Annotated in this window: 18 protein-coding genes, 3 pseudogenes and 1 riboswitch; of the genes and pseudogenes, 9 read left to right on the top strand and 12 right to left on the bottom strand. The window is 34.4% G+C overall.

The window, feature by feature from the left end; genetic code table 11:
• Positions 1 to 288: 288 nt before the first annotated feature.
• The 7 genes from ABH959_RS17180 to ABH959_RS17150 form a co-directional block, all read right to left on the bottom strand.
• Entirely contained in the window at positions 289 to 888 is a 600-nt protein-coding gene (locus ABH959_RS17180) for a DJ-1/PfpI family protein (protein ID WP_404492961.1), read from the bottom strand.
• A 63-nt stretch (positions 889 to 951) separates the two neighbouring features.
• On the bottom strand, positions 952 to 1926 hold the full coding sequence (locus ABH959_RS17175; RefSeq protein ID WP_404492960.1) for a phosphotransferase enzyme family protein: 975 nt from the start codon (positions 1924 to 1926) through the stop codon (positions 952 to 954).
• Positions 1927 to 2199: 273 nt separating this feature from the next.
• A complete protein-coding gene (gene arsC / locus ABH959_RS17170; protein WP_404492959.1) occupies positions 2200 to 2604 on the bottom strand; it encodes an arsenate reductase (thioredoxin) in 405 nt (134 codons plus the stop codon).
• A gap of 25 nt (positions 2605 to 2629) precedes the next feature.
• Positions 2630 to 3670, bottom strand: coding sequence for an ACR3 family arsenite efflux transporter (gene arsB / locus ABH959_RS17165; protein WP_404492958.1), 1041 nt, complete (start codon positions 3668 to 3670; stop codon positions 2630 to 2632).
• A gap of 18 nt (positions 3671 to 3688) precedes the next feature.
• Entirely contained in the window at positions 3689 to 4126 is a 438-nt protein-coding gene (locus tag ABH959_RS17160; RefSeq protein ID WP_404492957.1) for an ArsI/CadI family heavy metal resistance metalloenzyme, read from the bottom strand.
• A gap of 59 nt (positions 4127 to 4185) precedes the next feature.
• A complete protein-coding gene (gene arsR / locus ABH959_RS17155) occupies positions 4186 to 4491 on the bottom strand; it encodes an arsenical resistance operon transcriptional regulator ArsR (RefSeq protein ID WP_000046014.1) in 306 nt (101 codons plus the stop codon).
• Between the two features lie 293 nt (positions 4492 to 4784).
• Positions 4785 to 4943 (bottom strand): hypothetical protein, encoded by a 159-nt coding sequence (locus tag ABH959_RS17150; protein ID WP_404492956.1) that lies wholly within the window; start codon positions 4941 to 4943, stop codon positions 4785 to 4787.
• Positions 4944 to 5193: 250 nt separating this feature from the next.
• Here ABH959_RS17150 and ABH959_RS17145 point away from each other — a divergent pair, with 250 nt between their 5' ends.
• The 4 genes and pseudogenes from ABH959_RS17145 to ABH959_RS17130 form a co-directional block, all read left to right on the top strand.
• A complete protein-coding gene (locus tag ABH959_RS17145) occupies positions 5194 to 5517 on the top strand; it encodes an acyl-CoA thioesterase/BAAT N-terminal domain-containing protein (protein WP_404492955.1) in 324 nt (107 codons plus the stop codon).
• Positions 5439 to 6293, top strand: a complete 855-nt coding sequence (locus tag ABH959_RS17140) for an acyl-CoA thioester hydrolase/BAAT C-terminal domain-containing protein (protein ID WP_404492954.1) — start codon at positions 5439 to 5441, stop codon at positions 6291 to 6293. Before ABH959_RS17145 ends, ABH959_RS17140 begins: the two co-directional genes overlap by 79 nt.
• A gap of 34 nt (positions 6294 to 6327) precedes the next feature.
• Positions 6328 to 6468 (top strand): acyl-CoA thioester hydrolase/BAAT C-terminal domain-containing protein, encoded by a 141-nt coding sequence (locus tag ABH959_RS17135; RefSeq protein ID WP_404492953.1) that lies wholly within the window; start codon positions 6328 to 6330, stop codon positions 6466 to 6468.
• Positions 6469 to 6538: 70 nt separating this feature from the next.
• Positions 6539 to 6670, top strand: a pseudogene (locus ABH959_RS17130) (recombinase family protein); the annotation flags it as partial.
• Positions 6671 to 6792: 122 nt separating this feature from the next.
• On the opposite strand, the gene ABH959_RS17125 reads toward ABH959_RS17130, so the two are convergent.
• The 3 genes from ABH959_RS17125 to ABH959_RS17115 form a co-directional block, all read right to left on the bottom strand.
• A complete protein-coding gene (locus ABH959_RS17125; protein WP_404492952.1) occupies positions 6793 to 7131 on the bottom strand; it encodes a DUF378 domain-containing protein in 339 nt (112 codons plus the stop codon).
• A gap of 851 nt (positions 7132 to 7982) precedes the next feature.
• Entirely contained in the window at positions 7983 to 8156 is a 174-nt protein-coding gene (locus ABH959_RS17120; RefSeq protein WP_001025956.1) for a hypothetical protein, read from the bottom strand.
• Between the two features lie 154 nt (positions 8157 to 8310).
• Complete coding sequence (locus ABH959_RS17115; RefSeq protein WP_404492951.1) at positions 8311 to 8739, bottom strand: ferritin-like domain-containing protein; 429 nt, start codon at positions 8737 to 8739, stop codon at positions 8311 to 8313.
• Between the two features lie 216 nt (positions 8740 to 8955).
• On the opposite strand from ABH959_RS17115, the pseudogene ABH959_RS17110 reads away from it, so the two are divergent.
• From ABH959_RS17110 to ABH959_RS17090, 5 genes and pseudogenes are all read left to right on the top strand, one after another.
• Positions 8956 to 9311, top strand: a pseudogene (locus tag ABH959_RS17110) (carboxymuconolactone decarboxylase family protein).
• Positions 9312 to 9611: 300 nt separating this feature from the next.
• Positions 9612 to 10520, top strand: coding sequence for an acyl-ACP desaturase (locus ABH959_RS17105; RefSeq protein WP_404492950.1), 909 nt, complete (start codon positions 9612 to 9614; stop codon positions 10518 to 10520).
• Positions 10521 to 10737: 217 nt separating this feature from the next.
• Positions 10738 to 11199 (top strand): CarD family transcriptional regulator, encoded by a 462-nt coding sequence (locus ABH959_RS17100; protein ID WP_404492949.1) that lies wholly within the window; start codon positions 10738 to 10740, stop codon positions 11197 to 11199.
• Between the two features lie 550 nt (positions 11200 to 11749).
• Entirely contained in the window at positions 11750 to 11896 is a 147-nt protein-coding gene (locus tag ABH959_RS17095; RefSeq protein WP_000738549.1) for a BC1881 family protein, read from the top strand.
• 265 nt (positions 11897 to 12161) lie between these two features.
• Positions 12162 to 12395 carry a hypothetical protein gene (locus tag ABH959_RS17090; protein ID WP_404492948.1) on the top strand — a complete coding sequence of 78 codons (234 nt, stop codon included), beginning with the start codon at positions 12162 to 12164 and terminating at the stop codon, positions 12393 to 12395.
• A 355-nt stretch (positions 12396 to 12750) separates the two neighbouring features.
• On the opposite strand, the pseudogene ABH959_RS17085 reads toward ABH959_RS17090, so the two are convergent.
• Positions 12751 to 13026, bottom strand: a pseudogene (locus ABH959_RS17085) (hypothetical protein).
• A gap of 246 nt (positions 13027 to 13272) precedes the next feature.
• Positions 13273 to 14478: a M20 family metallopeptidase gene (locus ABH959_RS17080; protein ID WP_404492947.1), complete on the bottom strand. Its 1206-nt coding sequence runs from the start codon at positions 14476 to 14478 to the stop codon at positions 13273 to 13275.
• A gap of 87 nt (positions 14479 to 14565) precedes the next feature.
• A riboswitch (SAM riboswitch) is annotated at positions 14566 to 14667 on the bottom strand.
• Positions 14668 to 14684 lie beyond the last annotated feature (17 nt).

Below are 14684 nucleotides of genomic sequence, written 5' to 3'. Positions count from 1 at the left end.
TGAATGTAAATTCACACTTAAGTTTCCCTGAGGAAACTTTTTTATATGAGTCAAATTATATAAGCCTAACACAAATTTGTAAACTACTTTTTACTAATTTATGAATATATAATAAAAATCATTATCACTATGAAACAAAATACATGATCCATTCTATGCTCTTTAGGAAAGGATATTACTGTAAAAAATAGTAGTGCATAAACGAAAGAGCCCACTCATACGAGTAGGCTTTTTTCTTTAAAAATATGTAATACACTCTACAGCAAAAAAACTATGATTACGGTCAAATCACTTCCAAACAACACCTCGCCGCTCGTATTCCATTCTATATTCAACAGCAGCTGCAATTTTGGGACTTGCGAACCTTTCCGTAATCCAGAGACCTAAGTCAACTCCTGAAGTAACTCCTCTTGCGGTAATAACATTCCCTTGATCCACAATTCTGTAAGGAAGAAGTTCTGCTCCATATTCACTAATTTCACTCTGCGCCAAATGATGCATTGTGGCCTTTTTACCATTCAATATACCGGATGCAGCTAGTAACATACCTCCAGTACAAACTCCCGCAACAATCGTTCCTTCATTGTGCATCTCTCTAATTATTTTAGTTAAAGTACCAAGTTCAGCTTCCTTTCGTGCCCCGTGCTCAGCTTTATGATTCCAGCCACCACCAGGTACAATTAACAAATCTGGGCGATTATCCATCCTTAAAAAATCATGCAGTTTCACCGTAACTCCAAACGAGGTAGTAACTTCTTGTTTTTGTTCACTAGAAACTAACTCAACCGTAAACGGAGCACCTTCTTCTATCGCTCTTTTCAATACCTCAAAAGGCGTAAAAGAGACAATCTCTCCGAAGCCGTCAAACAATACAATTTGTATTTTCATTTTTTGAACACCTCATATGCTTTGTTTTATAAATCCCAAAAGAGAAGAAATGTTATCTACAAATTAAAACAATGAAGACAACCTTTCTCCCCTTACTCTATAAACTTTCAAATGTTCCTCTAATTCTCTCCCGTCACCTAATAGACTCATCGTCTTTTTAACGAAGTTCCAATTTAAACTACCGGATAACCATAGCAACGAAGAAAGTCTTTTATAATCATTTGAAGTTAAAATGTTATTAGCTTTATACCCTTCTAAAAATGCTCTAGCAACTTCCGGACATACTTTATGCGACTGTATTCCTTTCGTTCGAGAGTACCATTTTATTAAAAAGGCTAACCCTTCAATACGGTCAACATAACTAATAGATTCAAAATCTACAATTCCTTTTACCTGTTGACTTGAGCCCCATAAAACATTCAAAGGATTTAAGTCTGTTTGTACAATAAACTCTAATTCACTCGTATATGCGCAGTCTATATGATATTTAGCAAGATCTATATACTCCCGCAATTCCTTACATGCGCTTGTCTTGCTTTCTAACATATTAATAAACTCAACATACCCATCCAAATGAGATTTCTTCTGAAAAATCGCGCTTTGAAATGCACTAGAAATATCATGAACCTTTCTTGCTTCCTTTCCAAATGCTTCTGCGATAGCTTCTGTACAGAGTGTAATATGTTCTCCTTCAATCCAATTAGACAATATAAATCGGTATTGTTCATCATTCCAAGCGACTAATGTAAATGACTCCCCTGACCTATTTTTATTAATTTGCATAAAAAGGACTCCATGCTCGCGTAAATAATACGTAAAACGTACTTGCTCTATCACTTGTTCGTTTGATAACGCCCCAAAAGCTGGATTGATTGTTCGCTTGCTATTGATAAACCGTGCGGAATATCGCTTTCCATTCACCATAATTTTATAGTGTAAATCTGTATTCCAGCTATTTTTATGTAGCTCTTCTTCCACTGCTAGTGAATGAATTTCTTTAAAATAATTTATTAATACGTCTTTTATTATGTGTTTCACCCTTTTTTCCTTTCATGTGAAAAAATTTTTATTACATGCTATTTTTTATGATTACTATCTCGATTACTCTAAAAACCAAAATTCTATTCATTATTAATTATCAATAGTATTATATATATAAATTTAATAGAGGTGGACTACTATTCTAACTATATCATTCTTACATAATATTCTACATTCGTTGAGATAGTTGTTGTAAAACAATGCAGTAGTGACCATGTATAGAAAAAAGAACCAATCCCTATAAGATAGAAGATTGGTTCTTTCCTTTATTTATTCCCCTGTTTCAGAAAATCGCTTTATACGTTCTCCAATTTCATCTCGAACACGTTGAAATTCAGACCACTCTTTTCCTGCCGGGTCATCAAATCCCCAGTGAACACGGTTAACGTGCGAAGGTGTCGAAGGACAAACAGAATCCGCATGACTACAAAGCGTAACGACTAAATCAGCACTATTTAAAATGTTTGCATCAATTATATCCGATGTTTGATTCGTTATATCAATATTTACTTCTTTCATCGCTTTAATAGCATTTGGATTTACTCCGTGTGCTTCGATTCCTGCAGAATATACATTCCACTTATCGCCTAAATATTGTTTGCCCCATGCTTCTGCCATTTGGCTTCTGCATGAATTTCCTGTGCATAAGAAATAGATTGTCTTTTTGTTTTTCATGTTGTTTTCCGCCTTTATTTTTAAATTATACTGGTTGATCATTAAAATATTTACGCTTAAACCAAAAAGCAACGTTTACAAGTGCAATCATTACAGGTACTTCAACTAACGGCCCGATAACAGCTGCAAATGCCGCGCCTGAATGAATACCAAACACACCAACTGCTACAGCAATCGCTAACTCAAAGTTATTACTACCTGCTGTAAATGCTAACGTTGTAGTCACCGGATAGTTTGCACCAATTTTTCTTCCCATAAAGAAAGAAACAAAAAACATTACAATAAAATAGATTAATAACGGGATCGCTATTCTTACAACATCTAGTGGTACGCTAACAATCATTTCCCCTTTTAAAGAGAACATAACGATGATTGTAAATAGTAATGCAAGTAATGTAAGTGGACTAATCTTCGGTATAAATACCTTTTCATACCACTGTCTTCCTTTTAACTTAACGAGTACAAAACGTGTCAACATACCTGCTATAAAAGGAATTCCCAAATAGATAAATACTGATTTCGCTACTTCTATCATTGTAATATCGACAATAGCCCCTTCAATCCCTAACCATTCTGGAATTACTGTTACAAACACGTATGCATAAACGGAGAAGAATAACATTTGGAATACTGAGTTAAAAGCTACTAAACCTGCTGCATACTCTTTATCCCCATCTGCAAGGTCGTTCCAAACAATCACCATTGCAATGCAGCGTGCTAAACCAATCATAATGAGTCCGACCATATATTCTGGCTTATCAGGAAGAAAAATAATTGCTAAAACAAACATAAGTACAGGCCCAATAATCCAGTTTTGTACTAAAGATAAAACCAATACTTTTACATCTTTAAATACACGGCCCATTTCCTCGTAACGAACTTTCGCTAATGGTGGATACATCATAACAATTAAACCGACAGCGAGCGGGATGGACGTCGTTCCAACTTGTAATGTATTCAGTCCGTCTACTACACTAGGAAACACAAACCCTAAACCAATCCCAACAGCCATAGCTAGAAAAATCCATAGTGTTAAATATCGATCTAGAAGAGATAAACGTTTCATTTTATTTTCCATCTCCTATTAACAACAAGAATTTTTATCTACTACGTTAGAAGTCATGCAACAAGAAGGCTCTTCAATTTTATGAACATCACTATGTGCTTTTGTATAAAAGAATTCCCACTCGTTACCATCAGGATCCGTTACCCAAAACTTATCTTGAACTGCATAGCAACAAGTCGTATCCATCTCATCACGTGCAAAGAACCCTTCTTTTTCTAATCTTTCTTTATGAAATGTAATTTCTTCAGCTGTATCCACTTGGAAACCAAAATGATTTACCTGATTTCCCTTCACTTCATCTCGTACGTTTAGCGTAAAATTAAGCCCTGGATTCTCTAATAAAAATTTTGCATAATCCATTTTCACCTTAACTGGTGACACACCAAATACCTTTTCATAAAATTCAACAGACTTCTCTAAATCCGTAACATTTATACCAACGTGAACATATCTCATAGCTAATTCCTCCTCTTTAAATACTATTAATCAATTTTTTTGATTAATAGTGCGAAATTTTAACAGCAGCTGCCTTTTCCTGTTTTTCTAAAGATACAGCATAATTCTTCTGATAATAAATTATTTACTTCCGCATCATTTAAATCATAATAACTCCACGTACCTTTTGTTTCTTTTACAATTAAACCTGCATCTAATAAGATCTTTAAATGATATGACAACTTAGATTGCGTCATTTCAAAAATCTCTGTTAAATCACATACACAAGTCTGGCCTCGCTGACAAAGTTCATACATAATCTCTAAACGCTTCTGATCGGCCAACGCTTTGAATTTTTTCTCATAGAGCTGAAAATCTTGTGCCATTTTAGTTCACTCTCCTTTCATCAACTTTTTTTGATTTTTATAGTATATACACAGTTTAGTTCTTTATGCAACTCGTTAATCAATTTTTTTTGATTAATTTAAACCTCACGTATACACTATATATCGACCGTTAACTTAAAACAAATTCTGAACCTATTAAAAAGCAAGGCAACTTCCCATTCAAAATTGAACGAAAAGTTGCCTTGCTTTTTTTACAGTTTATAGGAATTGATTTTTACTATTTAAATACAGTAACAAATAATATAAGAAAAATATAATTACAAATGCTATTATTAATAATTACTTTTTAATTTACTACGATCTTTACCCTCTGATTTTTGTACAGCATCAAACATTTTTAAATGTTTTTGTGCAAGCCATTCGTAAGTATGTTCTCCAACAGTGACATAGAAAACCGGTGCCTTAACTTCTTTTGTACTGCTAAGTTGCATACCAGTATTCCCTAAATTTGTAGTTGTTGTACCATACACCCCATCGCTATCAAGCTAAGAAATACAAATACCCCCCAGAACGAAAATCTTGTGCATTTTTCTCGTATTTATTGTTTTGGGATAACTCATTCATTTAGCTTGATGGCAATGTGAATGATTTTATTCATGAAACTACAACCCTATTCATTTCCAAGCTCGAGCATCCAATACAACACAATAACGTTTAATTTAATTAGGAGGGCTGTTACTCATGGATACATCTTCACCAGAATTATTAATTCCTTCGAAGTCCCGCTGGGACGAGAAAATCCAAATACTTGTAAGAGGTCTCATACCGAAGGAGAACATTGATTTAGTTCTAAGAACAGTAGATGAAGAAGGAAACAAATGGAGTTCCTTTACTTCCTTTGAAGCAGACGAGTCCGGAGTAGTGGCTGTTTCAGATGCTAGACCTATACAAGGAACTTATATGAAAGCACACGAAATGGGACTTTTTTGGACAATGCGTGCAGAGAATCCATCCTTGTCTTTTCGAAAAAAAACTGTTGTGCCTCCCTCTTTACGCTTGAAGTAAAACGAAACGGGAAGACTATTATCTCTAAACAGATAGAAAGAAATATTTTATCTGAAAATATTGTCAGGCAGGAGGTAAGGGAAGATGGACTAGTAGGGACTTTATTCCGTCCTTATTCCGGTTCAGAAGTCCCGGCAATTTTAGTACTGGGCGAATCAGATGGCGGATTAGATGAGACAACTGCTAGTTTGCTTGCTTATCATGGCTATGCTACCTTAGCACTTTCCTATTTTAAACATGAGAAACTACCAATCACTCTTACTGAAATCCCTCTTGAATACTTCCAAAAGGCATTGTCCTTTCTACGGAATCAGGATGAGATTAACGAGAAGAAAATAGGAGTTTTTGGGCGATCAAAAGGTGGAGAGCTATCACTCCTACTAGGCTCCATCTTTCCAGAAATTAGCTTTGTTATTTCTCATACGGGAGGAGGAGTTGTGTTTCAAGGCATCGGTCTTAAACAAAACCGAATCACTTCTTCCTGGAGTATGGGGGGAATCCCTCTTCCTTTTACAAAACTCTCATTTTTGAGGAATCCATTATTCCTTTTATCATTGTTTAAGAAGAAAGTGAGAAGGCAGCCTCCTTCCTTTTTATCATTATACGAAAAAGCATTAGAGAAATTGCGAGATAATCACCCTTCCATCATTCCAGTAGAAAATATTAAAGGTCCCGTCCTACTAATATCAGGGACAAATGATTTAGTATGGCCCTCTACAATGATGGCAGAAAGAGTAATTCAACAGTTTAAGAAAAAAATTTCCCTTTCCTCATGAACATCTATCCTTTAAAAATGCTGGACATAATATATTGCCTCCTTATTTCCCTACAACAGCGTGTCAAAGTGGACGTATTGCCTATGGTGGTGAAGCTGTTGCAGAGGCAATTGCGTCAGAGGAGTTTTGGACACACCTACTTAAATTTTTAGAGTTTATAAAAATTAACAGATAATAGAGCTACATATCAACCAATTGTATGAAGATCGACTGCCCATAAAATGAAAAAATACGCTATTCTTTTTGTAGAATCAATAGAAGAAACTTATTCAAAGTGGAAGAGTGGAGAAATAACTGCTGTTATGTTTATGGAAATGTTAGAACTAAGAAAAAACACGTTTTATAAAATTATGAAGGAATATGACGAAGCAAAGTAGCATCATCCTATACGAAATGCTACTTTGCCCCTAGTTGTACGAAAGCTGGTACTCCAACTAATTTATCCAAAATAAAAAATTTCAAAGCCATGTGGAATACATGACTTTAAAAATAAATTGTATTAATCTTCATCTAATGTATTGCGGGTATTCTTATAAACTTCCGTAGAAGATTTATTTATATTTGTCATATGTGTTTCCTCACCAAATTCAGTACTATAATTAGGGTTTCCATATTCTTTACGATTCATCTCTTGATTAGCATCCTTCATCGGTTGAAATAACTGCGTTAAGCACATTAACCCACTTAGTCCAACAATAGCAAAGATTACTCTTGCCAAAAAGGCATTCTGTCCACCGAATATTGTCCCTACTAAATCAAACTTAAAGAAACCAATTAGCCCCCAATTAATAGCACCAATAATAACTAAAGCTAAGGCAATTCGCTGTATAGTTCTCATTGATATAACACCTCCTTCGGTCTCAACTTTTAAAACTATGTACAGGAATACTAGGTATTCTTCCTGCTTGAATCATTAGCTTTGATTTTCAATTAAAGTGATGGCTCATAATTCAACATAAGTACATTCAAATGCCCTAATATAAACTTTGGCTAATATTTTAATATTTTTATTATTTAGTACTGCCATAAGACTGGATAATATTACGGTTATCTGTACTGCAATAATTAACCCTATTTGTACTTTCTGCATTATATTAGCTATCATGTTAGTTGCTATGATTCAATCTTATCATTTGAAATTAACAATGGTTTCATACACAAAATACCCAATACATACTGGATTTACATTTTATTTCTACAAAGGCTTCTTGATGTTATATAAACTAACCTTTTCTTAAACAACTTGCTTCTTTTATTTTGCATAATATACAACAGTACGTTCATATTACACCTGAGCCTTTAAAAAGCTTAAATAAATGGGTACCGTTTCATAGCAAGTGGGCAAAGCAGTCAGTTTATTGAACTGACTGCTCTGCTTATTTTTTACATCTTATTAACCTTTTTTCTTGGTTGGAACCCAGCTTGCCTTAGAGACTCATTCTAACTGCCAAAATGCCTTACATATGTGGATAAGACAGGTATATTAGGATTTTTAAACAATTTTTTGGCAGTCGGTAATTTTTGATAGGAATGAGCCCATTCCTTTAGCCTGCATAACAAAATCCTTCTTGTCTACATATTGAGCATGTAACCGCCTTTTCATAGTTCTTAATTTATGGATTACTTTAATAAATCAAAAAAACATACTGTATTAAAAAGGCAAGCATCAAAATATGCTTGCCTTTTCTTCTAACGACGATGTTCCACAAGATCAATTACACCTAAAACAACGTGAGCTAAACCAAATCCAAATACTGTATTTGCAATCATCTTATTAGATCCACGAGTTTGCTTCAAAGCATAGCCCGCAGCTGTAACTGCTGTACCCAATGTAGTTGGAATTAATCCTTCACGAATATTCATAGTAACGTCCTCCTAGTATCGCAGTTAGTAATCCTGCTTTAATACTTTGGAATTAAAGTACTAAAACAAGTATTAGTATTTACATGTCTTGTGAACATATGTGGGGTTATTTTAAATATCTTCTTTCCATTATGATACCGTGTAACTAAAAATGTTAATACGCAAGTTGTTTTAATACATGTACATGTTCCCTATCTTTATCTAAAATATCATGTATTAACATATGACTTTCTGGATCCAAATCACCATGTACAATTTCTTCTGATATTTGAACGCCATAATAACCTTCGCCCTTTAACGCGCTATTTACAATTCCTTCTGTTGTATCTAGTACTGTAAATTGACTTATAAAACCTTGAACAGCGCCAACGATTCCTTCATTATCAACCGGTACCCCTCCAAGATTTTGTATTCTTTCTGCTACTTTTAAGGCATGTTGTTTGTGATCTTGTTGTATTTTTTGAAATTTCTTTTTTATTCCTGGATCTTTTAGCTTCTCTATATAATGCTCATAGGCATGAATACCCATGTACTGCCCTTTTAGAAAGGCATTTAATGTATTGACTACACTCTGTTTTTCCATATCATCACTTCCTTTTTACGTTATCCTTTTACAGAAGTCGATGCATTATCCATATCGTGTGTGCAATACTATTAGTTAATTTTTGTTATATCTTGCCTCTAAATCCTTTCTCCTCTTTCACTCACTTTGAAATCGATATCGTTTTTGTTTCATCCATTCCCATTAGGTTCATACTAACTTTGTTTGAAAAATATGAGAAATGGAGTTGGATTAAATATGGAATTTGAAGGTAGAAATTCTACAGAATCTGCACTTCTTCATTATAAGAGTATGGTTTGGGTTTATTTACTGAGAAGATGCCTAAACTAGCTGAACAATTTAATTCCTTTACAGAGGAATGCTTTAAAGAAGGCACCTTATCAAAAAAGCAAAAACAGTTAATTGCTTTAGGTATTAGCCTTTATTCTCAGGATGAATATTGTATCATTTATCACATTAAAGGATGTCTAGATCAAGGAGCTTCAGAACAGGAGATCTTTGAGGCGGTGGGAGTGACAGCTGCATTTGGTGGTGGTGGCACTATGAGTCAGGCAGTAACTCTTGTACAAGAATGTATGCAAGAGTTACTGTAGTAATAGGAGTATCATCATGGATTGAGGAATTTGTTACTATTCTCTTATTAACATAAGAGAATAGTAACGTGCTTTTAAATTCAAAAATAGTCTAAATCCTTAAGTTGATGGATGTGTGGCGGGCCCCCTTTTGATATGAAAATAGTATATGAAATTATAGCGCTCTTAAAGAGTTTTGTTACAAATTTGTTATGTTTGACTTAAAAAAAGGAAAGTAATATTCATTTGTAGAAAATTTTTAAGGATAAAAATGAATGTGAAAATAGAATGGCTATCTATGATCAGAAAAGGGGCACTTATATGCTAACAAATGATTTAGATTTCCGATTAGAACCAAGTTTAAAAGAACTGTATGAACAACATAAAATAAGAGCGCAGAAGATAGACTGGGGTTATCATGAGTTTTTACCATGGGATAAGGGAGTGGACTTTAAAAGAGTTCCTTGGGATGAAAGTCAAGTTACTCTTCCTTCTGGTGTAATTACGGCCATTGAAACAGCTTTATTAACAGAAGTGAATTTACCATGGTTTACAACGTATTTATCTGCGACTTTTAAAGGTTCTCTTTCTGTTATTACAGACTTTATTCATACTTGGACTTCAGAAGAGGATCAACATTCGAATTTGTTGGAGACATATTTACTACTTACTCGAAGTGTGAATCCCAGACGATTACATGAATTAAGAAAGTCGGTCGTTGAGGGTGGATTTGAGCCCGATTTTCACACACCAATCGAAGCGATGACATATACGACGCTACAAGAACTTGCAACGATGGTGTTTTACAATAATGTCGCTAAGGTTGCAAGTAAGCATGATCCAGATCTTGCTACATTATTACGCCGTCTTGCAAAAGATGAGACTCTTCATTATGCGTTTTATCGAGATGTCATTCGAACACATTTGGAATTGGAACCTAATTATTGCTATCATATTGCCAATGTGATTAAGAATTTTAAAATGCCAGGTGCCGTCATGCCTGATTTTGAAAATAGAATGGCTGTGATTGCAAAAGAAGCGAATTATGGACCACTACAATATTTTGATCAAGTACTTGATGTAGTGGTTGATTATTGGGGGCTAAAAGACTTACGACCAATTGCACCTCTAGCTGAAAAAGCAAGAATTGAGATTTTGGAGTACCACACAAGATTGAAAAAAATACGGGAGCGATTTGGTCGTTTTCAAGGGAAAACTGATCTACGTTAATGAGTAGAGATTTCAGAATATAAGAGGGAAAATTCCCCTTCCCTTTATGGGGAATCTGATACACTCCCTATTATTTTGGGGGTGTTTTTTACTTAATTTAATTTTCGCTAAAAAAGTAGTTGACTACAAAAATGATTTTATGATATTATAAAATATTTGATAAAAAAACACATATATGTTAAGGTTAAGAAGGTTACCATATATGGAGGTGGATTATATGTTTCAAATTGGCGATAACATTGTTTATCCAATGCACGGAGCAGGTATAATTGAAGCCATAGAAGAAAAAGAATTCTCAGGAAAAAAACAACAGTATTATGTTATAAAAATGTCAATCAATAATATGCAAGTCATGATTCCTATGGGGAAAATATTAAGTTCGAGTATACGCCCAGTTACTGATATACTTGCATTAAAACACATTATACACATTTTTCAGCATGGAGAATCAGATAGATTATTACCATGGAAACAAAGGTATAAAGTGAACACGGACAAAATAAAAACGGGTGAAATACAAGAAGGTGCCGAAGTTGTACGTGATTTAATGCGTATGAAGAAAGAAAAAGCACTGAATACAAGCGAAAAAAAAATGTTGGATAACGCACATGAATTTTTGATTAGTGAACTAGGATTAATTAAAGGGATCACTGAAAATCAAATGAAAAGTTTCTGTTAAGATTCATTATAGATAATGTATTACATACCCCGAAAATATCCTGAATTTTTCGGGAATATGATTATTATTAAAAGTAAATCATTTCAAAGACATTCAACTTCTTCAACTCACTTTTTGAGTAGAAACCTCTTTTGTTATTACTTCAATCTAATCCATTTTTATTTTAAATTTCTTTTACGAGCGTTCGAAGTTCCATCAAATAACGCGATCAAATAGTCACTTGATTTTTGCAATCCTGATTCACACTGGCACGGACAAGGATCCGTAAGGATGAAAGAGAGGTAGGGCTTTCATTGTTTTAGGTAATATATTATCTAAGTCATTATTTCTAGAAGAAAAAACAATCGATCTCACCGCTATCTCTTTAAGAGTTCCTTACATCTACTGAGACAGTGAATAGGTAATTGTTTATCTCTTCTTTACGTAAAATTGATAAACGAACTGGTAACACTGTATGGTCAACTACAAAAAATGGTTTCCAGACCAGGAAACCATTTTTAATTTCATTTACATAACAATAATAAATTAAGCAGTAAGAAGGAGTGCACACATGAAAAAAATGTTAACAAAAGAATTAAGTAATGAATTAAAGAAGCGGGAAGGGGTCATTTCTATTACAGTTGAGCCTTATGAAAAAATCGAAGTTGGTGGAATTCGTGTAGATGGACCCGCTGTTATTCTAATTAATCAAGAATAGTTGAATGCATGAAGAAAAGGATCAACCTTTAAAAGAAGGGAGGATCCTTTTTGTTTGCTACTTTTATCTGATGTGTTGGAGTTAAAACGGAAGGAGATGGTCGGGATTATCATGGTGGAAAGCTTAATATTGGTAGGATTTCTTTTTACGTTATATAAATTAGTTGATAAAAAAACAAGCTAATTATTTAAAAAGATATATTCTTTCCCTTTTAAGGGCGAGATTTATTTGATAGTGAAATGGATAATGTAAAGGAGGAATTTAGATGGATGCAAGGAAAAAACGCATAAAATACGAGAAGATGTCAAAGAACTATGAACATATTTATTTGGTTTCGTTACTCCTACTAATTGTACTTGTTTGTAGTAGTGTGGTTATCATAGGAGCAACAGGGGGAACATATGGAGTGTTTTTGTTGTTAGCAATTTTACTTAACGCACGTATTACGAAAGAATCTCAAAAAAAGTATGAGCACTATTCTAATAAAGGGCGTATTTAAAATGATACATAGCCTGAAAGGAACAACCTAGATGTACATGCAAAGTATCCCTATATCATTACCTATTAACTAGTAAAAAAGAATCGTATATAAATAATTTTTTAGTAATTTAGGAATAGAAAACGTAACTTATTAAAATGTTATTTTCGTCCATATAATGAATTATCCTTCTAGCATATTTATAGGATTTATATCATATAGTGAGAGAAAGACTGTAAGTTAGAAAGGAGTCTTATATAATGAGTTATTTGGAGGGAAATGACTTTAGTGAACACAATATGGTAAGTGTACCTAATCCCTTAATTTGATTTATAACAGATTGGCTTCATAGACGACCAAATAAAAACACAGGGTTTTATCTCTGTGTTTCTTCAAATTTTCGTTTTTGAATATATGCTTGGGCATGAATAATTTCTTCCTGAAGCTCTTTTAATTCTTTTATAGATTCTGATTCAATAGCCATGTAAGTAGTAACTAAACTAATCATCATATCCATCTTCTCTACTATATTTTGAATGATCTGCTCAGATTACTCTTTTTTAAGGTGTTGTATTGCCTTTAATACATTTTCCATATAATTGTTTTTTCTTTGCTGGATATCATAAATAAACTGTTTTGTGTTTGAGTTCATTTGTTGTTCCTCCGTTTTGGATATACTTCTATTCTATCATATTTGAATAGAAAATATTGGATTCCCCTAAATTCACACCTGTCTCGTACATCTCCTCAAATATACAAACTAATTCCTTAACGTACAGGGAACAAATCAAAATGTGTCAATTTTATGTCTAAACGTACAATTTTCTTTTTTGGATTAGGTAGGAGCTTTCCTCCAAAAAGAAAAAGGAATGGATAATCCACTCCTCCTTACAATCACTTACCCCTGATTCCTCTGCGCCTCTCTAAACTCTTCCTTCACCTTCTCTAACAGCCCTTCTTCCGTAATTAATCGATATGCTGTATTTGCTAGTGCTTTTGCGGATGTAATTAGCGCTTTATCTCCAAGTTCTGAACGTGCTGCTTCTCTAAATTCATTCGTATGCGCAATTAAGTCATCTGGTCCAATTTTAATGTACGGATGAATTGTCGGTACGACTTGGCTTACGTTTCCTGCATCTGTTGAGCCAATTCCTACTCTTTCTTTACGGTTTACATCTTCACCTAGTAGTTCTAACTCTTCCGCTACGACGTCATTAAATGTTTTTGTTACGAGCAATTCATCAATTTCATTTTGGAATTGATGAATTTTTACTTTTGTGCCTGTTGCTAATGCTGCCCCTTGTGCGATGTTTCTTACTTTCTCTGTTACTTCCGCACATCTTTTTCTCGTTGCTGCGCGGATGAAGAAGCGTGCCGCAGCGTAGTCAGGAATAATGTTAGGTGCTTTCCCGCCTTCAGTAATAACTCCGTGAATTTTCACATCTGACGGAAGTTGTTGGCGAAGTGCATTAATACTGTTATACAGCTGGATAATCGCATCTAATGCGTTAATTCCTTCTTCTGGTGAGGCTGCTGCATGAGCTGTTTTTCCGTAAAAATGAAAATCAAGTGGATCAACTGCTAGTGATGGACTCGTTGGAGCTGTTTTTCCGCTCGGATGAATCATAAGCGCCGCATCAATGTTTTTAAATAAGCCAGCTTTCACATAACTCGATTTTGCGCTACCATTTGGCCCGCCTTCTTCTGCTGGTGTTCCGAACACGACAACTTCTCCGCCAATTTCTTCAAGCGTTTCTGATAATGCTATCGCTGCTGCAACGCTAATTGTGCCAATTAAATTGTGACCACATGCATGACCGAGTCCTGGTAAAGCGTCATACTCGGCTAAAAATGCGATAACTGGTCCTTGTTTTCCTGAACTTTTCCGCGCGATAAATCCTGTTTCATGACCAGCTATATTGTGCTGCAACTGGAATCCTGCACTACCTAGTAATAAACTTAACGTTCTCGATGCATAAAATTCTTGGTTACCAATCTCTGGATTCGCATGAATATTATGACTTGTTTCTATGTACTTTTCCTTATTTCTTTCTATACTCTCTTCAATTGTTTTTCTTTGTGACGTTACTCCTGTCGCTCCCATTTTTCTTCCTCCTTTTATTTTCACGTAAAAAAGCCTCTTTCTAAAAGATAGAAAGAGGCTTCTGTATATACAGTCAAATGAGCTTCTTTCTTATCTTTCAAGTTACCTTGCTGGAATTGGCACAGTATTCATAAAGAATCCGCTGCCGAGGTGTCATAGGGCCAGTCCCTCAACCTCTCGTGATAAGAATTTTCATAAAATTATAT

The sequence above is a fragment of the Bacillus sp. RC51 genome (assembly GCF_044908115.1).
GTDB classification, from domain to species: domain Bacteria; phylum Bacillota; class Bacilli; order Bacillales; family Bacillaceae_G; genus Bacillus_A; species Bacillus_A mycoides.
This window is presented reverse-complemented; position numbering and strand designations above follow the sequence as displayed.